19 protein-coding genes are annotated in these 24,226 nt (G+C 50.7%); 2 read left to right on the top strand and 17 right to left on the bottom strand.

What is annotated here, in order from left to right; genetic code table 11:
• Positions 1-37 precede the first annotated feature (37 nt).
• The 16 genes from CHI14_RS16850 to CHI14_RS16775 form a co-directional block, all read right to left on the bottom strand.
• Entirely contained in the window at positions 38-1,021 is a 984-nt protein-coding gene (locus tag CHI14_RS16850; protein WP_095289662.1) for an alpha/beta fold hydrolase, read from the bottom strand.
• A gap of 297 nt (positions 1,022-1,318) precedes the next feature.
• The gene (locus CHI14_RS16845; RefSeq protein WP_095289661.1) at positions 1,319-2,074 is read right to left on the bottom strand and encodes an exodeoxyribonuclease III; all 756 of its coding nucleotides are present in this window, start codon (positions 2,072-2,074) and stop codon (positions 1,319-1,321) included.
• Between the two features lie 102 nt (positions 2,075-2,176).
• Positions 2,177-2,908 (bottom strand): alpha/beta hydrolase, encoded by a 732-nt coding sequence (locus CHI14_RS16840; protein ID WP_095289660.1) that lies wholly within the window; start codon positions 2,906-2,908, stop codon positions 2,177-2,179.
• A 36-nt stretch (positions 2,909-2,944) separates the two neighbouring features.
• Positions 2,945-3,967: a FecCD family ABC transporter permease gene (locus CHI14_RS16835; RefSeq protein ID WP_095289659.1), complete on the bottom strand. Its 1,023-nt coding sequence runs from the start codon at positions 3,965-3,967 to the stop codon at positions 2,945-2,947.
• The gene (locus CHI14_RS16830; protein ID WP_095289658.1) at positions 3,960-4,967 is read right to left on the bottom strand and encodes a FecCD family ABC transporter permease; all 1,008 of its coding nucleotides are present in this window, start codon (positions 4,965-4,967) and stop codon (positions 3,960-3,962) included. The genes CHI14_RS16835 and CHI14_RS16830 overlap by 8 nt, the downstream gene beginning before the upstream one ends.
• A gap of 23 nt (positions 4,968-4,990) precedes the next feature.
• On the bottom strand, positions 4,991-5,992 hold the full coding sequence (locus CHI14_RS16825; RefSeq protein WP_095289657.1) for an ABC transporter substrate-binding protein: 1,002 nt from the start codon (positions 5,990-5,992) through the stop codon (positions 4,991-4,993).
• Positions 5,993-6,110: 118 nt separating this feature from the next.
• Positions 6,111-7,754, bottom strand: a complete 1,644-nt coding sequence (locus CHI14_RS16820) for an AraC family transcriptional regulator (protein WP_095289656.1) — start codon at positions 7,752-7,754, stop codon at positions 6,111-6,113.
• A 117-nt stretch (positions 7,755-7,871) separates the two neighbouring features.
• Entirely contained in the window at positions 7,872-8,708 is an 837-nt protein-coding gene (locus tag CHI14_RS16815; RefSeq protein ID WP_095289655.1) for an alpha/beta hydrolase, read from the bottom strand.
• A 214-nt stretch (positions 8,709-8,922) separates the two neighbouring features.
• On the bottom strand, positions 8,923-9,480 hold the full coding sequence (locus tag CHI14_RS16810) for a GNAT family N-acetyltransferase (RefSeq protein ID WP_095289654.1): 558 nt from the start codon (positions 9,478-9,480) through the stop codon (positions 8,923-8,925).
• Between the two features lie 190 nt (positions 9,481-9,670).
• On the bottom strand, positions 9,671-12,658 hold the full coding sequence (locus tag CHI14_RS16805) for a beta-galactosidase (RefSeq protein WP_095289653.1): 2,988 nt from the start codon (positions 12,656-12,658) through the stop codon (positions 9,671-9,673).
• An 84-nt stretch (positions 12,659-12,742) separates the two neighbouring features.
• Positions 12,743-14,242 carry a glycoside hydrolase family 30 protein gene (locus CHI14_RS16800; protein WP_095289652.1) on the bottom strand — a complete coding sequence of 500 codons (1,500 nt, stop codon included), beginning with the start codon at positions 14,240-14,242 and terminating at the stop codon, positions 12,743-12,745.
• 82 nt (positions 14,243-14,324) lie between these two features.
• Positions 14,325-15,170, bottom strand: coding sequence for a carbohydrate ABC transporter permease (locus CHI14_RS16795; protein ID WP_095289651.1), 846 nt, complete (start codon positions 15,168-15,170; stop codon positions 14,325-14,327).
• Entirely contained in the window at positions 15,163-16,050 is an 888-nt protein-coding gene (locus CHI14_RS16790; RefSeq protein WP_095289650.1) for a carbohydrate ABC transporter permease, read from the bottom strand. Before CHI14_RS16790 ends, CHI14_RS16795 begins: the two co-directional genes overlap by 8 nt.
• Positions 16,051-16,133: 83 nt before the next feature.
• Complete coding sequence (locus CHI14_RS16785; RefSeq protein WP_095289649.1) at positions 16,134-17,405, bottom strand: ABC transporter substrate-binding protein; 1,272 nt, start codon at positions 17,403-17,405, stop codon at positions 16,134-16,136.
• 181 nt (positions 17,406-17,586) lie between these two features.
• Entirely contained in the window at positions 17,587-18,615 is a 1,029-nt protein-coding gene (locus CHI14_RS16780; RefSeq protein ID WP_095289648.1) for a LacI family DNA-binding transcriptional regulator, read from the bottom strand.
• 291 nt (positions 18,616-18,906) lie between these two features.
• The gene (locus CHI14_RS16775) at positions 18,907-19,800 is read right to left on the bottom strand and encodes a metallophosphoesterase family protein (RefSeq protein WP_095289647.1); all 894 of its coding nucleotides are present in this window, start codon (positions 19,798-19,800) and stop codon (positions 18,907-18,909) included.
• A 225-nt stretch (positions 19,801-20,025) separates the two neighbouring features.
• Between CHI14_RS16775 and CHI14_RS16770 the strand changes: the two genes are divergently transcribed.
• Both CHI14_RS16770 and solA read left to right on the top strand, forming a co-directional pair.
• Complete coding sequence (locus CHI14_RS16770) at positions 20,026-20,388, top strand: iron-sulfur cluster biosynthesis family protein (protein WP_095289646.1); 363 nt, start codon at positions 20,026-20,028, stop codon at positions 20,386-20,388.
• Positions 20,389-20,606: 218 nt separating this feature from the next.
• Positions 20,607-21,764, top strand: coding sequence for an N-methyl-L-tryptophan oxidase (solA, locus tag CHI14_RS16765; protein WP_283163899.1), 1,158 nt, complete (start codon positions 20,607-20,609; stop codon positions 21,762-21,764).
• Between the two features lie 175 nt (positions 21,765-21,939).
• Here the strand turns inward: solA and CHI14_RS16760 are convergent, their stop codons facing one another.
• Entirely contained in the window at positions 21,940-24,000 is a 2,061-nt protein-coding gene (locus CHI14_RS16760; protein WP_095289644.1) for a methyl-accepting chemotaxis protein, read from the bottom strand.
• Between the last annotated feature and the right edge of the window lie 226 nt (positions 24,001-24,226).

The raw sequence follows: 24,226 nt of genomic DNA, 5'->3' as shown, positions 1-24,226 counted from the left end.
GCCTCCTGTTCGCTGTTTGTTTCGGAGATGATATGTTTCATTGATGACCTGTGGATTCAGCCATGTCCAAAATGGCACCCGCAACGGCATCCGGTTGACTATTATGGATGTAATGCTTGGCGTGAGGAACAATCTGCTGTCTCCCCTGTATGGACCATGAGGCAAACTCGGCTTGATCTGCCTGCCATGCCCGGCCTCCCTCACTTGATTGATCTGATCCGGCCGTAAGAATGGTTAGAGGAAAGGACAATTGCTGTTTGTTCTCCAGCACATGGGCTGCGTTAATCTTGGAACGATGAAGCTCATCCATCACGTTGTCGTTGTACGCATGCTTCAGCGTCGAACTGGTAGCGGCCTTTTTCATCGGTTCCGCAACCAGGTCCGGGTCAATAACCAGTGTTGCCATCATCCGATCCGAATGCAGCAATGTTCGTGCAATACCTGTTTTCACCAGAAATCTTGCTGAATCGAAGTACCAGTCTGGTGTATCCATCTCCACCGTGCTGTAATATTCAGGACTGCCCCCATCGATCATAACGATACCTGCCACTTCATCCGGATACATTTGAGCATATCGAATGGTCTCCAGAGATCCGAGGGAGTGACCTACCATGATGTACGGTGGTCGCTGACCGGATTTGCGCAGCAATTGATGAACTTCATCTACAACGGTATCGATGTCACGCGGCTGCTCTGTATAGTCGCTGTATCCATACCCGAATCGGTCATACACGGCAATTTTCACATGGGATTTCAGCTTGTCATACAGCGGACTGAAATCCACGTAGGGATTGGGTGTTCCCCAGCCTGATGCGAGTACAACAGTCACCGGTCCCTTTCCCGCCGAGTAGAGGTGCATATTACGTCCACTTACCTCATACAGCCTGCCAGGCGGCGTATATGACTTCATATCCTGTGCAGACTGATAAGCTTCGTAAGCCGTACCTGTAAGCAGCAGCAGACCTGTCGTCAGCATCAGGCCACCTAATACTTTCACCACTCTCCGTAAACCCTTGTTCATCGCTTCTCTACCCCTTACACGCTAATCTCATCTTCGTCTATGCCTTGCATAACGATCCTATATGTATTCTTTAATCCTACCCAAGATCCGTTGTAACCGGAACAATCCGGGGTCCAGTTCTTCCCCCAACCAAAGTCCAGTTCATGACCTACCCTGCGGGCTGAGAAGGGACTGTCCAGAGTTTTATTAGGAGGTAATAAATGGCCCAGTTCACACCAAAAAACCGCAAATCCCCGATGAATTATCGGGAACCTGCGGTTCTCATCTTATTATGAAGTTCAGCCTCTTCTGCGCATGCTATAGTTGTAACGTCAGTCCGACTGGACAGTGGTCACTGCCCATCACATGACAGTCGATGTTTGCATCTTCAACCAGTGGCGCCAATTGATTGGACACGAGAAAATAATCAATACGCCAGCCCACATTCCGCTCCCGTACCTTAGGCATATAAGACCACCAGCTATATACGTCCGTGCGATCCGGATACAAATGCCGGAAGCTGTCAACATATCCCGCCGCCAGCAGTTCGGTCATTTTCCCCCGCTCTTCCAGCGTAAATCCGGAGTTGCCCATATTGGGCTTCGGATTCTTCAGGTCAATCTCCTGATGAGCCACATTCAGGTCACCACAGACAATGACCGGCTTGGTCTGCTCTAGCTGCAGGATATATTTTAGGAAACGATCCTCCCACTCCAGTCGATAGGGAAGACGGGTCAGATCACGCTTCGCATTGGGAGTGTATACATTCACCAGGTAAAAGCGGTCAAACTCCAGCGTAATCATCCGGCCTTCCGGTTCGCTGTCCTCCTCCATCCCATAGCGGACGGATAACGGCTTGATCCGGGTAAATACGGCGGTACCGGAATATCCTTTTTTGATCGCATAGTTCCAGTATTGATACACATCTTCCCCGAGGTCCATCTCAATCTGTCCTGCCTGAAGTTTGGTCTCCTGCACACAGAAAATATCGGCCTGGCTTTCCTTATAATAATCCATGAATCCTTTGGTAACGCATGCCCTTAAACCATTCACATTCCAGGACACCAGCTTCATATCCTCATCTCCTCACATCTCCCCAATATAGCATGGGCGAATTCATAAGGACAAGGCTATCCGCCTGGAAATGGGACGAGGGCTGCTCAGAGTCAGTTCCGTCTAGGTGAACAGCCACTCAAGCGCTTCGGGAAAATGTTTGGCAAAGAACAGCAGGTCATGTGTTCCTCCCTCTTCCTCCACGTAGTTCAACTGGTCAGCGGGATATCCCTTTGCCAGAATCGCCCTGACCGCTGCACGCGTATAGTCCAGCATATGGGCCTGAATATTTTGTTTGTAGAACCCCTCCAGGCTGCCTACATACATGTACAGCTTCAGCTCACTTCGATCAGACCAGGATTGCCCGGTCAAGTAATCCAAAAAGCCTTCGTACCACATCGATGCAGACAACGCCCCTACCTTGCCGAATACGTGCGGGAATTCGGTGGCTGCATACAGGGAGATCAATCCCCCGAGGGAACAACCCATGATCCCCGTATTCGCTCGATCTGCCCATGTGCGGTAGTTCGAATCCACGTGCGGTTTCAACTGCTTGATGATCGTATCCAGATAGGTTCTGCCATGCCCCCCAAAAGACGAAAACGAAGCCGTAAGGGCAGGCAATGGCCAAGGCGTATAATCATCGTTCCGATTATGGGGCTCAATGCCAACCAAAATCACTTCCGGCAGCCTTCCCGTTCGATAATAATGATCCAGAAGATTGCTGCCGGCCTTGGCTACTGCTCCCCCATCCTGAACATATACGACAGGATAACGACCTCCATCGGCGTAGGAGGGCGGAAGAAGAATATGAAGCGTCCAGCCGCCCACTGTCTCATGTATCCATTTACTCATGCTAGGATTCCTCTCTTCCAATGCGAGTCCGGCCAATCACATCCGGTTTTTGAGCAGCAAAAATATAAAATACGGTACTCCGATAATGGAGATCACGATGCCTACAGGCAGCTCTGCCGGGGCAAATAAGGTTTTGCCAATCAGATCACCCACAACGACCATGGCCATACCCACCAGCCCGGATACCGGAATGACCCGCTTATAATGAAGACCTACCAGTCTTCTGGCAATGTGAGGAGCGATGAGACCAACAAATCCGATACTGCCGGATACGGCAACACAGGCGCTGACCAGACCAACACTGCCGAGCAGCAGCAGTTTTCTCTCCCGATGCACATCCACGCCGAGCCCCTGGCTGCTGGCCTCCTGCAGCTGCATCACATCAAGTACACGGGATTTCAACCAAAGCAGTGGAATAAGCAGCACCAGCCAGGGAATCATGGCCGCAATGAAGCGCCAGTTGGCATTATAGATACTGCCCGTCAACCAGACGGTGGCCATCTCAAAGTCCCCAGGGTTCATCTTCAGGGAAAGATAGAGCGTAATCGCACTGAAGCCCGAACCGATCGCGATGCCGACCAGTATCAGCCGCTGCGAATCCAGCTGGCCCCTCTCCTGGGCAAACCACAGAATAAGAGTTACCGCCACTAAGCCTCCGATCAGCCCAAACAGCGGCATGGCCATAATGGATAACCAGCCGGTCCCCGATATGGAACCCTGGAACAGAAGCATAAACAGCACCATGGCCGTTCCCGCTCCTGCGTTGATTCCAAGCATGCCTGGATCAGCCAGCGGATTGCGGGCAATCCCCTGAATAACCGCCCCTGCAATGCCGAGTCCCAGCCCAAGCAGCAGAGCAATGACGATCCGCGGCAGCCTGAAGTCGAAAATAACCAGGTCATGTTCATGCACAGGGTCCAGCCGCAATAAGGTTTTGACTACCTCCATGACCGAGATATCGAACGTACCGTTCGTTAGACTGATATACATTGCCGTTGCGATAATAGCTGCACATACGAATATAACGGTCCATAATCTTCCCCGCTTCCGTTCAAGCATGTTTTCCCCCTCCTTTGGTCTTGATCAGATAGAGGAAAAATGGCACGCCAAACAATGCGGTGACAACCCCAATTGGTGTTTCAAATGGTGAATTAATGAACCGACTCAGAATGTCGCACCATGCAAGGAATATGCCGCCCAGAATGGCGGAACAAGGAACAACCCAGCGATAATCCACACCGAAGAAAAAACGTGTAATGTGCGGTATCAACAAACCGACAAATGCGATCTTCCCCGCCAGAGCCACGGATATCCCCGTTAAAATAACAACACTCAAGATGGATAATGCCTTGACCCATGCGGTCCGTTGTCCCAGACTTGTCGCAACGTCATCTCCCATGGACAGAATGGTAACGGACTTCGAAAGGAACAGCGCCAGTGCCAATCCCACCACGGCAAAGGGAATAATCAGCTTGATCATGGTTGGATCCATCTGATGCAGTCTGGCGTTGTACCAGAAGCTGATGTTCTGGGAGACCTGATAGTAGGTTGCTACTGCCTGCGACACACCACCTAGAAACGTGCCAATAATCGTGCCCAGGATAGCAAGCCGCACCGGGGACATTCCGCCGGGCAGCAGCCAGGCAATGAAAAATACGAGCCCTGCTCCCAGAGCAGATCCCGCCAGGGAATAAAAAATAAGCCCAAGGGAAGACGTATTCGGCATAAATACCATGCATAGCGTGATTAAAACGACCGACCCGTCGGATACCCCCATAATGGAAGGGGAGGCAAGATAGTTTCTTGTCATCCCCTGCATGAGAGCCCCGGATACGGCCAAAAAAGCGCCGATCAGCAGAGCACCGATCACGCGTGGAAGCCGTGAAGACACAATGATCTGATGATCGATGCTGTTCGTGTCAAATTGAAAGATACTTGCAATGACCGTGGAAACATCAATATTTTTGGCTCCATACAGAATGGATGCCAGAATGGTGGCTGCAATAATCAGGGGTGCTGCTGCGAACAGCACCCCCGGATTCAATCTTCTTTTTTGCATGGATTATACACGCCTTGCTCTAATTATTTGGTTAGCTGCTCAACAGCGGCCTCCAGGAAATGAATTCGGCTCCACGCCGGGCCTCCTTCGGCAAGCGGATCAATTACGTTAACAAACGCCTGATTATTTTGCAGGGCTGTCGTCTTCTGCAGAATCGGATTATTCTTCAGATCTTCAAGCGCATTCGGCGTGTCTGCATTCTCTGTTGCTTCGAATTGAATAAACACCACATCCGGATTCATCTCGGCAAATTTCTCCACGGAGATCGCTTCCTGTGCTTTCGCTGCCTGAATCTCGACAGGGACCTGGAATCCAAGGTCATTGTACAGGATCGGGTTCACGAAGACCGACTCGGGATATACATACATCTGTCCATTACGGATTCGGACCGCCACGACCTTTTTGTTCTGCAGTGTATCACCGAGCTCTGCCTGAGCCGTTGTCAGGGCTGCTTTGTATTGTTCAATCTCCTGTTTGGCCAGCTCCTGCTTGCCTGTCAACTCAGCCAGCAGATTCAGATTCGCCTCCCAGTTCGTGGAAATGTGAGATACCTGAATGAATGGGGCAATTTTGCCGAGCTGCTCAGCCACTTCAGGCTTGAATTTGGTGGTTCCCAGAATAATGTCCGGTTTCAGTGACAATATGGTTTCAAAGTTTGGCTCAATCTTCTGTCCAATAGACTCCGCTTGATCGGTAATCGAGGTATACATCTCCGGGAACTCTCCGCCAAAGGTAATTGCACCTACAGGGTGTACATCCAGTACCAGTGCATCCTCCATCGCTTCCATCGAACCCGTAATTACGATTCGTTGAACATCTGCTGGAACCGTGTATTCCTGATCGAGATACTGAATGGTACGTGTTCCTTCTTCTGCTTGGCTCGTGTCCGTTTCACTACTCGCTGCCGTACTTTCGGCCTGCGCTGAATTTTCCGTTCCTCCTGCTGTATCTTCCTGATTACCGCATGCCGCCAGAACAGTCAGCATACAGATCAATGCCAGCAGCAACCCCAGTTTTTTCTTCATCTCTAGTGATCCCCCTTCAATAGTTCCATTCTCCAATTGAGAATAATAATCATTATTGAATGATAAACAAGAATGACAAACAGGACCATGGACTCTGTCCTGAATCCCTATGGATTATTTACCGAAACAGATTCATCATGTCATCCACCATTCGTTCATTGGATACAGGGGAATTTTCAAGCCAAGGGTCAGCCGTAATGATAAACAGACGGTTATTCTGCACCGCCTTGATGTTTTGCCATAGGGATGTTTTCTGCACATCCTCCCATACGGATAATGTTTCACTCTCCTGACACACCATCAGGAAAATGCAATCCACCTTCATGGCACTTAATTGTTCCAGGCTAATGGGTTCGTTGTATACCGCGCCCTGTGGACTCGAATAGGCGGGTCTAACCCCCAAATCACCATAGAAAACCTCCGCCATGGAAGGTGAGCTGTACCGGGTGAACTGCTGTTTCAGCAGGCGTACAACTACAGCTGTGCCATTACCGAGTTCCTGCTGCACCAGCACCTTAGCCTGCTGGACCTTGAGGTCATAGCTTGCCAGCCAGGCTTCGGCATCCTGCTTAACCCCCACCTGCGCAGCCAGCGTCTGCAGCTGTACGCGCCAAGAATGCTCCGAAGCTGCAATATACTGCACAGGCGCAATCTCTTCTAGCCGTTTCCTCTCTTCAGGCCGCAAATGGTCATAACTGATAATCAATTCGGGTTGATGCTCCTGCAGAGCCTGGATTTTGGATTCCCATTCCACGTCCAGACGATAGGCACTAAGGTGCACCGGGATGTCCTTGCCGAACATGCGATAGTAATAGGCCGTCCATTTGGGGTGCAGCGGGGCAGCATACGGAGTCATGTTCAGCGCCAGCAAATGTCCCGTGACCCCGATATGATAGGCGGCAATTTTGCGGCGGCGGCTGTTCATATATACCGAAGGGGATACGCCTACGATTTTTTTGAATTTGCGACTAAAGTAAAACTCATCCTGATACCCGACCTGATGGGCGATGTCCCGCAGACGCAGATCCGTGCTGGCCATGAATTGCTTCGCCCGGTTGATCCGAAGTCCTGATATGTAGTCAGTGGTGCTCATTCCATATCTTCGTTTGAACAAGTCCACGTAATATTTCGGGCTGAGTCCGGCCATGCCTGCGAGAAGCTCCACCGTCAGATTCTCATTGGAATGTTCATCAATGTATTCTTTGGTACGCTGAATCAACATTTGCGAGTCTTCCTTGAGTGGTGTGTGAGCCTCTGTAACGTGAACCAGGAACTGCAGGAATTCCAGATAAGCATGGTAACGGCCCATCGGCTTGCCGCTGTGCCAGAAGTTATTCATTTCTTCACAACGGAAAGCCAGCTGCAGGGTGGAAGCGACAGCCAGTTCCCTACCAGATCGAAACAAAGGTGTGTCTTTAATGAGACGCAGCGAACTTGTGTCTTCTTGGTCTTCCTCATACAGATCGAAGCGGACCAGCGTTACTTCAGCGCCTTCTTCTCCAAAAGATGCCAAGCCAAACGTCGATTCAGGCACACATGAATATACGCCTTGTGCCCTAATGTTCACAGAACGGTGATCCAGGGTTAATAAAGCTTCACCACCTGTAACCAACACCAATATATAAGACGATGTATGCTGCTGGGGCAGCACCCAACCTGTTGTGGATTTGATTTTCTCAATATCTCGTATTTTCAAAGTCAGACGATCGAGCGGATGTTCGGAACCCACCAGGCGATCCTTGTGAAAGTTTTGGGAAATCATCTATTTTCCTGCCTCCATTTGATAACCATTCTCATTTACTCGTTTTAGTATATCAAATTTACGCAGGATGTCGCACGACCTTCTCAGGATCGACACATTAGAAAAAGAAATGATCCACTATCCTCTGGAGGCAAACCGGATTGCCCTGCTCATCAATATCGGCAGTACCGAAATATGACCTTCATCTGCAAAACATGTAAACTCGGCACTGAAGCCCTCAAGTCCGGTCTGGCCCAGCCAATGTGCGAGCTCCCTGGAACGGCCCACTACGCCGCTCGGGTGGCTTCCTTCCTGCTCCCCTGCTGTGATTAAAACATGCATCTCCTTCCCGCAATTCTCCGCGCGCGAGACCCACGACGCTCTCTGCTGCACAATCCAAGCAGAATTCCAGTGGATGGACGGACTGCCTGCGATGTAATGGCGAAACGTTCCGGGATTGCCCAGCAGCATCTGCAATACCAATAACCCGCCGAGGGAGTGACCTACGATGGATTGCCTGCTGCGATCGATGGAATACTTCTCCTCCACCTCCGGCTTCAACTGTTCTTCAATAAAATGCATGAACGCTTCTGCCCCTCCATGTTCAGGCCAGCTTGCGCCATCCGGTCTTCGAGGCAAGTCCACTTCCGGAACCGGCATCATGAAATCGTAGTATCTTTCTGGTGGGAAGGGCTGCTTAGCCTCGTAACCAATCCCGACAATCACTGCAGGGACCACTCCCGTTTTGTCCGAACGAGCGGATTGAACACGCATCGCCTCAACCATGGTACCGAACACGGCATTGGCATCAAGCAGATAGATCACGGGATATCCACTGGAAGGGGGAGCGATCTCCGGAACAAAAACATTAATTACATACTCGCGTCCACTCCGTTCAGCACGTAACTTATATACAGATGTCCCCGGCAAGATCACTCCCGGACCCATGCCATCTTGATTTATGACCTGTTTCATTGACAATTCCTCCTTGTTGTTAATGCAGTAACTTTTGATTATATCCAAGGCCCTTCCATCCTTCCATGGACGATCTCCCCGTCTGATATGGATAATGCACCGTTCATGAAGGGTTTCCAAAAAAACGAAAAAAGACCGGAACATGGTCCGGTCTTCGTTCGGCCGAGAAGAGGCGCGGCCTTTAGACTATTTGAATCCTTCCAAGTTGTGTTTCCTATACCTCGCTCTTTAACTTGGAGAACACCGCAAGATCGATGTACCGTCCCTTTTCAAACTCTTGCTGCCGCAGCAGACCTTCCTGTTGAAAACCAAGCTTATGCAGCAGTCTGATCGAGGCCACATTCTTCGGTTCCACTCTCGCTTCAATCTTGTTCAGCTGCATGTTCATGAAGCCAAAATGCAGCACGGCACGTGCTACCTCAGTCATGACGCCCTTCCCCCAATACTCGGGATGCAAATCGTATCCGATCTCTGCACGGTTATGTACTTCTTCTCTATTGAGGAACCCGCAGGTACCCACCACCTTACCGGACTCAGGATCTTCAATCATCCAGCGCAGACCGGACTGCTCCCTGAAAATCTTCGTATACCAACCGATCTCATCCATCGCATCGTTCACACTCTCAAAAGGCGTAAACGGCATGAATTCCACAACCGTCTCATTGGAATACAACGCCAAAACATCCAAGGCATCCTGTTCATTTGCAGCTCGCAGGTTGAAGCGGTCGGTCTTAAGCATAGGGAATTCGTCAAACACAAACGGGGTATTCATGGATCGTCTCCTTTAAGCCAAACTGTCATCAAACTCTATTTATCCATTATCCATATGTTTCCTATCCATTGTACCAAAAACATGAAAAAAAGACTCCTATATTGCACAGCAGATGATAGAAACAATCACCGTACTGTTCAAAAAGGAGTCCTACTGCACACGGTTAACCGCGCCTATTCACACTTGATGGTTATTCGATTACAACCCATGGGTATCGGGACGGCTTATCAAACAGAAGTCGCATTCGATCAGGTGCACAACCTTCCTCGTCAAATACGAGCAGTTCATTCTCGTCCTGGAGCCAGGAAACAGGAACTTTGTAATCTTCCTGCGGACCAATCTGCCAATATCGGCCCAGATGATGTCCATTCAAATGGAGTGTTCCCTTGCTCATTCCGGTAAGCCTGACCATCAGATTCACTTGGTAATGTTCCGGTACATCAGGCCGGGAGAACTTCCAACGGTACCACACCGGCTGGCCATATGAACGATCAATCAGCGGACTGGCCATACGATTGCCATTATACTGAACAACATCCTTGGTTTCCCTTGGCTCAGCCGACTCATCGAAAGTACCCTGCGTTGTCCACTGCTTGGGAAGCAGTGCTTCGCTGCCAGCCATGCGCCAGTCTGTCAGCTCATCTTCATTTCGGTACAGAATAAGCTCCAATCGGTTCAGAGGGCTGGTGCTGTAAGGCATCTCCAGTGTGTTGACCTCACCCGGTTTCAAATAAAGTGACAGATCCACCGTATGGAATGAAAACCAGTCCTGATATCCTTCGAGCGGTACATCGATGCCATTAACTCGCAGCCCTTTGCTCACAGCTCCAACCAGAATGGCACGGTCCATGCCACCCAGCGTGAAATTCCGGCTGAGAAGCGGATGTTCCTCCAGCTGATTTACTTCATCCAGATGAACAATTCCATTTGCTGCTTGCCAGTCCCGCCGGATATCCTGTACGGAGCCGCCAAGATACACAGGGCCTGCCAATCCTTTGCTCTCTCCCAGATGTGGGGAGAAATTGAGCCTTCCCATGTGCTGGATCAGGATCTTGAGCCTGTTCGTTCCTTTCACAGTCCTCACCGGGATAGCCGCCGCACCAACCTGTCTTACCAGCGCCTGTTCAACGCCACCCATGTATACTCTGGCCGTATCCTGAAGATCCGGCAGAATGAGATTGCTCGCACTGCCTTCCTCACTGTGGAAGTCGCATTCATAGAGCAGATATCCGTAATCCTGCCCGTACTTAGCGAAGTGTTCCGGCTGACCGCTTGGTGATTGCGCCGCTGCTTCCAACTTTATACGCGATACGTCCGGGGATCCAGACAACCTTGGGGGCATCGGCAGCACTGGCAGCTGCTGATAGTGAGTGCCCTTCGTGGCATAGTAATCCTGCGTATCCTCCGCATGACTGGACTCCACTGAGGCATCCGGGTGGATGAACTCGCGTCCAGTCAGCATCTGTTCACCACAGGGCCAGCCACCGAGCAGCATCATGGACCGATCCGGATCGGAGATCATGCCCTTGACCTGCCCGGATGGCAGAATGTCAACATCATCCAACCCGATCACATAACGCAGTTGTTCCTGATCCGTGCCTTCGATTCTCCAGGTTCTGGCCATCGCTTTACTGTCCAGTACAATGATACGGAGCAGGACACCGCCAGCCTCCAGACGAATCGTCCCGGGTTCACGGAAATGGAACAAATCCAGGCGCTGGACATCACTTTCGGGATCGTGATCCAGGAGCAGCTGCATGCTGCTGCTTATCACTCGCAGGGACGGAGCTTCTAGTTCCACAACTGAACGCTGTCCTGTATCTCCCACAATGAACAACGTTCGTTCACCATTCACCATTTCGTTGCCTGCAATCCACACACCACCAGTCAGGAAAACATCATCTGCAATCCGAATCCGGTCAAAAACCGGAACGATCTGCCCAGGGTCCAAAGCAACAGGAAGGGTCCGTCCTTCTTCCAGCGTAATGGGCACCGTCTGACGTTCATCCAAGTGACTCTCCAGAAACCAGATCGTCTGGTCGCCAGAACGCCGGCCTCGTATGGAGGTCCCTTTGGGATGGCGCGGGCTAATCTCCGCTTCCGGGATCTCTTCGGATTCCATGAAGAACGCTCCGAGCGCATTCACGAAATAGGACCACTTCTTCGTTACCGCATACTTCGGCGTCACACGACCGTATTCATTCAGCGGTGCATCATAGTCATACGAAGTGACCATGAATATGTCGCTGCTGCCCACGGTTCTTCCGCCATATCCGCCAAAGTTGGTCCCGCCATAGAACATGTAGTGGCTGATCCCGGTATACCCGGCACGGAGAACCTCCATCAGCCGCTTTTCCAGTAAGGGCGCCGTTTTCTGAATGGCAGAGGGTCCGCCCCAATTCTCGAACCATCCGGTCCAGAACTCGGTAACCATCTTCGGCGTATCCGGCTGTTTATCACGCAGCCTCGCATAATGCCCGTCAGCACCTGACCAGAAGTTAGCCCCTTCGATGGTCCCCTCTGCACCCCCTACACAGGTAATGAGCGGAACTTCGATACCCCGCCGCAGCAATCCATCCCGGAGGCGGATCATATGGTCGCTTGCTGCGGCGTCATCCATCAAATACCCGTATTCGTTCTCGACCTGAACAAGAATGACGCTTCCTCCAGTGGAAACCTGGCGCTCACGGATGATCGGTATAATCCGGTCGAAGTACAGGTCCACATAATGAAGGTAGGTTTCGTTGTTTTCACGGAATTTCACGTTTGGCTTCGTTTCCAGCCAGTAAGGAAATCCACCAAAATCCCATTCTGCACAGATGAACGGGCCTGGACGGGCAATGACCCACATACCCAGTTCGGCACACAGATCCAGGAAAGCCCCGCAGTCATGATCTCCTTCGAAATTCCACTGTCCTTCCTCGGGTTCATGTACGTTCCAGGCAAAGTACGTATCGATGCAGTTCATGCCGGCCAGTTTGGCCTTTACCAGTACCTCTCTCCACTCTTCCCTTGGCATCCGGAAGTAATGAATCGTTGCACTGTTCAGAAATACGCGTTGTCCATTCCACATGAAGCTATGCCGGTCATAACTCCATTCCGAAGTAACACGGTTGTCAGCCCCAGGTTCTGTATTCTTCTCCTGCTCATGAAGCAAAAGGGATCGTTTCTCTGTCAAAGCGTTCCCCTCCTTCTTAAATGTTTGAGTTCATATGTCATTCGTCTGTTCCTAATCCAGCGAATGGATCTGCGTCTGCTTCATCTACTCGCCCGCCTTCAACGTTACAGCTTCCAGAACCACGGTGGTCACGGAATTGTCCGCCAAAGGCACTTCCACTCCATTGGCATACACCGGAATGTCCTCAAGCTGTTCCATATTCCGGTCCGGTGAGGTCTGGTACACCTGTGCTGTAGATGAATTCCCAATATCAAAAGACTGCAAATCAAACGCCTTTTTCCCGGCAGACAGTTCATTACGGATGATCAGCACCAGTCTCTGGCGATCTGTGTCATAGGCAGCCAGCGTACGTCCATCATCGGTCGGTATAATCTGCATACCCGGACGAATGTACTTGGTGAACTGGGCCATGCCGTAATACTGTTTGGTCATCTCAAACTGCTCATCCCCGTTAAAATGGGCATGGATGAAGCCCCAGTTATTATTCGCACCTTCATCTTCAACCGCCTGCCAGTAGACCCAGGCAGAAGGCTGCATGATTTTCAGATCAAACATGATCCGCTCCGCCAGTTCCTGTACGGATGTCATATCTTCGTGATGATGAGGTTCACTGCCTCCCGTGCCATACTCGGACATCCACAATTTCTTGCCGTGCCGCTCGGCCAGGGTGCGCAGTTCCTCCATTTTGCTTCCATTATAAGAATGGGTGTTGATCTGCGCGATCACATCCAGCGTATCCTGATCATAGATGCTGAAGTTGTGCACAGTCTCATCAATACTGTTGTCGTCCGCAGCACTGATGACCGTACCATCCAATCCCTTGCTCTTCAGCGATGCAGCCACCTTCTTGATGATCTCGGCCTGCTTGTCGTTGCTGAAGTGACTGCCTTCCTGCATATTGCCTTTTTTCCACCAGTCCGAGGATGGTTCATTCAAGGGATCCAGCGTCCGGAACGTAATGCCCCACTCATCCCGGTAATGCTTCACCACTTCGGTCAAATAATCGGCAAAGGCATCATACTGATCCTCACGCAGATTATTGCCGCCGTCTACGGCACCTGTTACCGATCCGCTGATTGTCATCCAATACGGTGGTGAGTTGGAGAATGCCTCAGTGATGTTAACTCCGCGTTCCAGGGAGCCCTGCAGCACCGACCGCTGCCCTGCATCCGCATCCCAGTCCCACACGCCAGGTTCAGGCTGGAAGCCGGGAACATCACCGCCAGGGCGAAGCGCCTTCATTTCCGGGTTTTCTTCTCCGCCGATATTGTAACGGACGATGTTCAGTCCCAGCCCTTTGTCCGCATCAAAGACCAGATCCATGACTTCATTGACCTTCGCCTGATCCTTCCATCCCCCCAGATCGTTGGCCCACCATGCAAGCGACGTGCCCCATCCTTCAAAATGGTCATAGGACTGTTCCAGTTGCAGACGTACCGGCTCACCCTCAAATGCGAGTGTCCCTGATTTTTCATTGGCAAATTGATTCATAATGATTCCTCCTCCCGCCAGAAGCACAATCAGGGCCATACCGATCAGGGTATAGCTCCTTTTGCGGCTGCTGCGTTGTTTGTTATCCGCCATGGTTCACCCAATCCCTTCTCCATGCATGAACATGACATCCACTGATTTTCACGACAGGTTCGATCATTGTACATACCTCCCGTTACTTGATTCCGCTGCTGCCCCCGCTAATGTTGGCTTCATAGACATAACGCTGTCCGAACAGGTAGACCAGTACCATCGGAATGGTCAGGAACAAGGAAGCAATCATGACCAGGTTCCATGGAGGCATCTGCCCGCCGCCAACGGTAGTCAGGAGCTGAACGCCAAGCGCAAGCGGCATTTTCTCCGGATCATTAATGTAGATGAGCGGCCCCATGAAGTTCCCCCAGTTATAGGAGAACGAGAAAATGGCGATGGCTGCCAGGATGGGATACGTGAGCGGCATGATGATTTTCCAGTAGATACCCGGATGTCCCATACCATCGATCATCGCGGCTTCATCCAGCGACTTCGGAATGCTCATCACAAACTGCCGGATCAGGAATACGTTGAACGCCCCTGCGAAGAAGCTCGGTACGATGAGCGGATAAAATGTATTGATCCAGTCCAGATGACGGAAGATGATGAACTGCGGCACCATGGTGACCTCACCCGGAATCATCATTGTGCTTAGCAGGACGATGAACAGAAACCGGCTGCCTTTGGCCTTGATGCGGGCGAAGCCGTAAGAAACGATGGAAGCCGACAGGACCGAGCCCACGATGGTGAATACGGTAATGATGATTGAATTTTTCAAATAGGTGCCCAGGTTATTGTTGGTGAAAATCGTGTAGAAGTTCGACCATTGAAATTCCAGCGGCACAAATGTAAAGGCTGACTTCACCGTAGTTGCGTCACTCGCCAGCGCAATCGAGATCATGTACAGGAAGGGCGAAGCAAGCAGCACCCCGACCAGGATCAGAAAAATGTAGGATATCGTTTTCTCCGCAGTGGATGGATTACTCATTCGCTTTTCCCTCCTCGTAGTGCACCCATAGTGCCGATGAACGGAACACAACCAGGGTGAGTGCCATGATGATAATGAACAGCACCCAGGCTATGGCTGAGGCGTAGCCCATTTTGTAGAACTGGAATGCATTCTGGAACAGGTAGGGAACGACCATCTGGCTCGCATTGTCAGGGCCGCCCGCGGTAACAATGAACACCTGTGCGAACGTCTGCAGCGCTCCGATCATCCCGGTAACCAGATTGAAGAATATGACGGGCGTGAGCATCGGAAAGGTAATATGGAAGAAGGACTGTGTGCTCTTCGCTCCGTCAATGGCAGCAGCCTCGTACAGCTCCTGGGGAATGCCTTTCATACCCGCCAGCAGCAGTACCACGCCACCCCCAACGCCCCAGAGGGACATAAGAATCAATGCAGGTTTGACCCAGTTCGGATCGAGCAGCCAGGCAGGACCCGGAATGCCGAAGATGGACAGAGCCTTGTTAATCAACCCTTCGGTCGGTGCCAGCAAATGAATGAAGAGCAGCGAGCTTGCTACAACCGGTACGACCGACGGCAGATAGAACAAGATGCGAAAAAAGGTAATGCCCTTGATTTTTTTGTTCAAATAATAGGCGATCCAGAGGGAGATCGACATGCCCAGTGGAATGGATATCAATGCATAGAAGAACGTATTGCCCACGGACTTCCAGAACAGTGGATCATCGGTGAGCAGCGTTTTGTAGTTGTCGATACCGATAAATTCCGGGGTCTGGAACAGATCCCAGTTGGTGAAGCTCATATAGATGGAAAACAGGATCGGACCCAGGGTAAGCCCCAGGAAACCGATCAGCCAAGGCGAGATGAAGAGATAAAACCATTTCCCGTCTTTTTTTCTCACATTAAGCCCTCCCCATGACGTAGAGAGCAGATGGAGATCCGCACAAGTTCATGTGCTGCGCTCCATCTGTCCCCCTGTCCATGCTATTTGTAGAGTCGTTCCAGCCCACTCTGAATTTCGGTTACCGTATCATCCAGTGAAGCCTTGTTGTTGAAGTAGACGCCAAGCTTGTCATTGATCAGTTTCATCATTTCGTTCCATTGCGGGTTGAAGGGTTCTGCATAAATGGTGGATTCGCTGAACGCAGCCATGTTGATCTTCTTGCCGCCATATTCGGCATTCAGGAATTCATCGCTGGACAGTCCCGCTTTCGTAGCTGGTGCATCCTGCCCTGCCTTGATCATCGGCATCTGTGCCTCAGGCGTCGTCAGTGCTTCAATAATCTTGAATGCTTCCTCCTTGTGTTTCGATGCATTCGTGATGGTGAAGCCGTTGAAGAACGCGTTCGTCTCCCCCCATACCGGAGAGATGTCCCAGTTGATGCCTTCCACCTTGGCCAGTGAACCGATGTTCCAGAACCCTGTCGTTTCCATCGCGATCTTGCCCTGAGCGAACAACGGGTCCGCACCGATATTCCCCATGTCGGCAATCTCCGTCGGCGTCGGTCCAGCACCATGCGTGAAGATCAGGTCATTCATGAATTGCAGCGCATTGCGCACCGGTTCAGTATTGAAGGTTGGCTTGCCGCTCTCGTCGAACAGCGATCCGCCATTCTGGTAGATCAGCTGCATCCACTGCGGCCACCAGCTTCCCGGGTAGTACCCCCATTGAACCGTCTTGCCGTTCTCCTGCACCGTCAGCTTCTTGGCTGCTTCAAGCAGGTCTTCCTGGGTCCAGTCCTTGGTTGGATATTCCACCCCGGCCTTATCGAACAGATCCTTGTTATAAAAGAGTACCATCGCGCCTGCGCGGTCCGGCATGCCGAACTGCTTGCCATCGTATTTCATGAGGTTCGCGATGTCATCCGAGTAACGCTCTGACATGTTGACATTGTTCGCCTGGATCATCTCATCTAGCGGGATAATCTGATTTTTGGAGGCGTACGCCTGATAGTTCTCGGCAATCATCATGATGTCGGGCGCAGTTCCCCCGGCGATCATGGTCTGTACCTTCTGGTCATAATCCCCGGCAACCACGTTGAGCTTCACATTAATATCGGGATATGTCTGTTTCACAATGTCGAGTCTCTCCTGGTAAATCTTCTTCTCATCCTCCGAGCCCCAGATGGTCATGCTTAGATCAACCTTGCCTCCGGTCCCGCCGGCTGAATCGCCGCCGTTTCCGCTGCTGCAAGCTGTCAGAACCACAACCATAACCAACATCAATAATGAAATGACCTTTAAACTTCTTCTCATACGGTACGCCCCCTCGAAATAATGAATGGATGACCACACTGAAACCCATTTCATGAAATGGGTTTCATAAAGCTTAAAACTAAAACCCGTTCCACTTCATGAAAGGGGTTTCATTTACGGACTCATTATATTTCACCTTTCGAGGGAATGTCAACGCTTTCTTTTCCAGATGTCCGTCCCTTTACTGCTTGGCAGATCCAGTGCTCTGACGGATAATCAGCTCCGGCTGCAGCACGGTTTGCTTCTTCGCTTGTCCCTGATTAATCAGCTCATGCAGCTTATCCACCGCCAGCTTGCCAAGCTGATACGTATTCTGTGACACGGTCGTTAGTTCCGGAATAACTGCACTGGCCAGCGGTGTATCATCGAATCCCACGATGGAAATATCCTGCGGAATCGACAGGCCATGTTCAATCGTTGCCTTGATCGCACCAATGGCGGTGTAATCGTTCACGCAGATGACTCCTGTCGGTGGATTGTCCTGCTCCAGCAGCTTGGACATCTCCCGTTTGCCGTCATCGATGGAGAAACTGCCCAGCAGCTGGCGTTCTTTCGGAATTTCGAGTCCATGCTCCTTCAGTTTTTTCTGCACGGCCTTGACCTTGACCATTGTTGTGGACAGTTCTCTCAATCCGCCTACAAAAGCGATATCCCGATGTCCAAGTTCCAGCAAATGTTCCGCAGCGAGTACAGCTCCTGCCGCTTCATCCGTATAAACCCGGTGGAAACCTCCTTTGGGAATATTGCCATTCACCAAAACAATCGGCATACGTTTGCCCATATCGATCAATTCCTGAGCCATGTCGTCCGGACAATGCTGCATGTTGATTCTTCCACCGAGGAAAATAATGCCGTCCACCCGCTTTTCCCGCAAAATGGACAGATACTCGGACTCCCGGTTGTAATCCCCCGCCGTATTGCACAGAAAGAACGTGTATCCCAAGCCGCGTGCCTCATTCTCGGCGCCCCAGAATACTTCCGGGAAGAACGGATTGGTAATGTCGGGAAGGATGATGGCAATCGTGCCCGTCTCTTTCTTGATCAGGCTACGTGCCTGCGCATTGGGCTGGAACTGGTGCTTCTCGATAATCGACATGATCTTCTCCCTCGTGCTTGCCCGCACGGGTGCCGTATCGTTGAGCACTCGGGAGACGGTCGCAACAGATACGTTCGCTTCTTTCGCGATGTCATAAATGGTGATCGGTGTCATAAGTGGAACCTTCCTTTATCTCTAATTTTCCTGCTTATCATACCAGATAAGGATGGGCGATGTAATGGGTTTCACTCAGGTGAGCGAATCATTTTACACTGGACCACTACGCGGTCAGAACCATCTTCCGATCGCTGTTATCCCCAGATTTTTATGATTCACTAGAAGTAAGGGGAAAATCCGGGGATAAGCGTATGCTTTCGATGTAGCTTTCTTGCAGAAAGCTTTTAGGCGAACGCTTCGCTTCTACAGATTGGTTCTGTCCTCTCCGTTATTGTGTAAATGGTTAGTTCAACTTATATAGCTTGTCAAAATAAACAGCTTGCTGTCGGCATTCACGATCTGCGTACCGTTGTTCAGCTGCACAAGGGACGTATGCCAGTGGGTATGTCCGCAAAAGACGACCGTCTCCGGCCCGGCCTCCAGGGCCTGCCGGATCAGTGGTTCACCCCTGAGCCCAAGCTCGGGAATGCCCGGGCTTTGGTGCAGCAGCAAGCAATCCGGCTGCTGCTTCAGCAGCTTGTTCACGGATTGCAGGTAGTGCTTCTCCGGCAGCCGGTTCGGCTTGTCCGGCCTGCCGATAATGCCGCCCAGGCCAGCGATGCGCAGCAGCTGTGACTGGGCGGCAGCATGCGGCGCAGGGCCATCCGCTGGCGGGCCTGCGTCAATGACGGCTGGGACATCCATGTAGTGGATGCCCTTGCTGCTGTGCAGCCGATGAGCGCCTGCTTCATCGGTGAGATCATGGTTGCCGTCCACGCCGGCAACCCAGCCGAAGGCTTGCCGGAAGGCAAGCCAGACGGGAACCGGATTGCCGCTTGCTCCCCTTTTGCCACGACGGGCATACAGGTCTCCGCACAGTAACACTCCCACACGATCCGGATCAACCTCCGGCCATTCCACCTCCAGCAGCAGCCGGACATGGGCGGGCAGCATTACACCGAGCAATACATCCATGTCGGATTCAGCCGCTGCATCGGCTGTCATCGTGTGCGTTTCCATCCGGGGCACAGGCACAATGCCCTGCAGATCTGAAGCCACAATAAGTGCATCTATACCCTCTGGCAGCCCGGAAACCGTACCATGATATATGGGCAGCTGAGCCTCTGCGACCTCTCCCCCGGGGATGGCATTCAGGTAATCATACTGTTCGATCGGCTGGTCATTCAGCTTCAAGATTTGCATGCGAATTCGCCTCCTTCGCTGACGAAAAATGTTTGTATTTTTGTTCAGAAGTACTCTACACTGCTATTAAGATTTATGTATGACTTCCAAGCTTGTACATGGAGTAGATTAGTCTTCATTTTTCCTTGATTTTGACATGAATACTCCTTCTATTTTACATCACTCGCCCATATATTAGATTGTAAGCGAATTCATATGGTGATTAGAGGAGTGTGAACTTACGTTATGATCATTCAGGTCAGCCCGCTGGCAGAATCAAGACTTAACGCGATGCTGGGAGATCGGCCAGGCTATCTAAAGCTGTTTTATGACACCGATGGATGCGGATGCGATGGCACTGCGGTCCTCCTGATCGTTAACGAACCGGATAGTGATGACATTCCGATTGAATCCGGTGCGCTCCCTTTTCTCATCAACAAACAGCAGCAAATATACTTCGAGTCCAACTTGCGTCTGCAATCGGAGAACAGCTTTCCTTCGTACCGGCTGACCAGTGATTCCATGATCTATGGCAGCCATGTCAAGGTCCATGATCTTCGGGATACGGCCAACTCTTCCCCCGAGCCGCTCAGTTGGTTTGTCCGCTGATTTATTTTACTACGCTTAAACACATATGCAAAAGCCGGCACTCCCGTTGGAGCGACCGGCTTTTGTTATGGAAGGTATGAAATATCTAAGCTTTTATCGAATTTTCCTTTATCGTAATACCTTTCTCCTATAAGCTGCCTCTTGACCAAACTCGCTTTCGCGTCTACATTATCATGTAAGCTAATCAAGCCTATCAATCCGCAAGAGGAGGAGCTCTTATCACACCAATCTATGACGTCATTATCGTTGGAGCAGGCTCCATGGGGATGAGTGCAGGTTATTATCTGGCACGAAACGGGCTAAAAACCCTGATGATTGATGCTTTTGATCCCCCACATACTGAAGGGAGCCATCATGGAGAGTCGCGATTGATTCGTCATGTTTACAGCGGGGGACCTGATTACATCGCGATGGCGCTTCTTGCCCAGAATTTATGGCAGGAGCTGGAGGATATAACGGGTAATAATCTATTTGTTCGTTCAGGAGTCATCAACCTGGTTGATCCAGAATTCCATACGTTTCGCGACCGGTTGCCTCATGCAGATGATGCCGGAGTCCGGTATGAAATGCTGCGTGCAAATGAGGTGATGAAGCGCTGGTCAGGGATTACCCTACCTGAACATTATGAAAGCATGTACGAACCGGATGCTGGTTATCTCTTCAGCGAACGCTGCATTCAGACATATCGGCAAGCTGCAGAACAAGCGGGAGCCACGCTGCTGACACATACTCCTGTGGAACATGTCGAGTGCGGACCTCAGTCCGTATCCGTAAAAACCGCTGGAGGAGATACGTATCACGCAAGTAAGCTCATACTCAGCACAGGTGCCTGGTTTCAGACATTGAAACCTTTTGTGAATCTCCCGATCCGGGCCGTTCGCAAAACGGTAGGATGGTTCGATGCACCGGAAGCATTGTTCGGCGAAGAACATTTCCCTGGTTTCACGATATCCGAACGGGAAGGGATCTATTACGGATTCCCCAGCATCGGAGGGGCCGGTGTGAAGATTGGCCGTCATGATACAGGACCTACATGGACGCCAGGAGAGCAACAGACACCATTCGGAACAGAAGAAACCGACGAGGGTGAACTGCGGAGGCTGCTTGAGCTTCGAATGCCGCTGGCGGCAGGCCAATTGAAACGTGGCAGTGTATGCAAATACGAAATGACGCCTGACGAGGACTTTATTATCGATCGTCACCCGCTGCATGAGCATGTTTGGCTGGCAGGCGGATTCTCAGGTCACGGATTCAAGTTCGCGAGCGCAATTGGCCAGATCCTGTCCGATTTGGTCCAGACAGGGCATACGGGTCAGGATATTGGAAGGTTTGCCCTGTCCCGATTCGCCAAAACCGGCATCTCATCATCACTATAAATTCAAAAGACGTGCAGGGACATCATCAATCCTTATCGATTGGCGTCCTTGCACGTCTTCTTCATGAACACTTTTAATATTAAAAAATGATTCTTGTGATCTTGCTTAAAGCGGGATGAGTTACTATATTTTGGTTACTATATCGTGGTTTCTTTATTGTGGTTGCTTCAGTAGATCAATTCGTTTTAAACTTCGACGCTTCCTCTGCAAGCCGTTTGGTCAGCGCATCAATGGTCTGCACCATCTCTGCCAAATGCTCTGTCATCCCCGCTTGCTCCTGCATCGTTGCGGTCACTTCCTCAACTGAAGCCGATACTTCCTCACCGGAAGCAGACAAGTTCTGTGCGGCCCCAAGAACATCATCCTTGTCACGCTCAATGGATTCGATCTCGGAAGCAATGGCCTGAATCTGGTCCATGATCTCATGCATATTTTGCGTGACAAACGTAAAGGTTTCCTTCGTTTGACCAACACTGCTCTTATGCTGTTCGGCAATGGCCTCAATGGCTTGTACGCTGCGGTTGTTCTGCTCGACATGTTCAATCGTCTGCATCACAATCCGCTTGATGTCTTCCGACTGTGCGGTCGTCTGCTCTGCCAGTTTACGGATCTCCGAGGCAACGACGGCGAAGCCGCGACCCTGATCGCCTGCTCGGGCTGCCTCAATGGAGGCATTGAGTGCAAGCAGCTTCGTCTGATTTGCAATCTCGGCAATGGTGCCTGTAATCTGATGAATACCCGTAGAACTCTCCGCGAGCTGCACCGTAATTTTAGAGATATTGCCAACTTCAATCTCGTTCTGATTGTTCACGGCAATGAGCTTATCGACGACTTCATGATTGTTTTCAAATGCGTCGCTAATCTCATCGGCTTTACGTTTTACCGCCTGCGATTTCTCGCTCACACTGGCAATCTTGCTTCCAACGTTCATGAATTTATCCACGATGGATTCCGTATCACTTGCCTGTGATTCCATGGCCCGCGAGATTTCCATTGCCGTTGTCGTTGTATCCGCAATGGATGCGGAAGTCTGCTGCGTGGACTGATCCAGCTCAGTTGTACTGGTGTTCAACGTACCAATGGAACTGTTCATGCTGGAGATCAGCTGCCTGTTGGCACTCGCCATTGTGTTGAAGCTGTCCGCCAGATCCTTGAATTCCCCGCTGTACTTGCCTTCTGCCTGAACGGTCAGGTCTCCGCCTGCAAGCTGTCTGAACAATCGGGTCAGTTTGGTTATCGGTTTAGTTAACATCAGCGAGATCAGAATTCCAGCTGCGATGGAAACTGCAATGGCACTGAACAGCACGATATACATTTTGTTCGCCATGGATACGAGCGGCTTCCGCACATCTTCGTACGAATCCTCCACGATTACCGTCCAATCGGAGCGTGGAATTTTGGAGTAGAAAACCACTTTTTCTTCCGAGCTGACTTCCCCTTGCTGCAGCTGCTCGCTTGGAGGTAGATCAAGCAATGTCTGATATTCCCCGGACTCCATCTTCTGGCCAGCCAATGTCTCATCGGACGAATGGAACATAACCGTACCTACACGATCCAGAATGATGACACTGCCCTTTTCATTGATTTTGATATTTTGCAGCTGATCGACGAAAAACGAGGCGGTTGCAGTGGACACCAGCACGCCTTCCACTTGGTGGTCATTGTTGTAAATCGGCATAGCGAAGGCTGTACCCAACGTTCCGAGCGTTTTGGAGATAATCCCTTCACTGATTACATTCCGCCCTTGAATGGCCTGCTTAAAATAATCACGATCTGCACGTTCACCCTTGAGCGCTGACGGATCATTGGCTGCAACAATGGCACCTTCCTTGTCCAGCAAGATAATATTGCTGTTGCCCTCCATTCCTGCGAGACTGTCTGCCAATATGCCATTCGCTTTGTCAATCAGTTCACTATTTTCTGTGAAAAATGTATCATCGCTCTGTTCTCCCGAATTCCGTATCTGGAGCAGATCCGCAAATGTACGATGTGTTGTAATCAGAAACGTAGACTGTTCCTCCAAAGTAAGAGATGTGAACAATCCCGCGCCGATCCGATCGGAAGTCGCTCTAATCTCATCTTTACTTTTGTCCAGTGTAATACTTTCAGCAACCCTATAACATAAGACCGCCGTAACTGCCAATACGATACATACCAGCACACTGATCATCAGCGGCAATCTGACCCTGAAGGACATGTTCGCCACGCTTCCCTTCACTTTACCGAATAACTTCAATCCATTTCACCTTCCATTTTCATCATGATGTAATCGATACTATGCATTTTCTTTATATCGGTATGTATCTGTGAATTGTACAGTGATATAGAACATTTGCATTGGATTTTTTCATATTCATGCAGTACCTCTGACGCCCTTTCTCCAGGATCTTTCTAGGACAAAGGAGAGAGCAACCGATTAACAAAACTAGACTTTGGTTTAATACAAAATATGACATCACTTA

This window comes from Paenibacillus sp. 7516 (assembly GCF_002272715.1).
Taxonomy (GTDB): domain Bacteria; phylum Bacillota; class Bacilli; order Paenibacillales; family Paenibacillaceae; genus Paenibacillus; species Paenibacillus illinoisensis_A.
The sequence above is the reverse complement of the archived record's forward strand: the minus strand, read 5'-3'. Positions and strand labels throughout refer to the sequence as shown.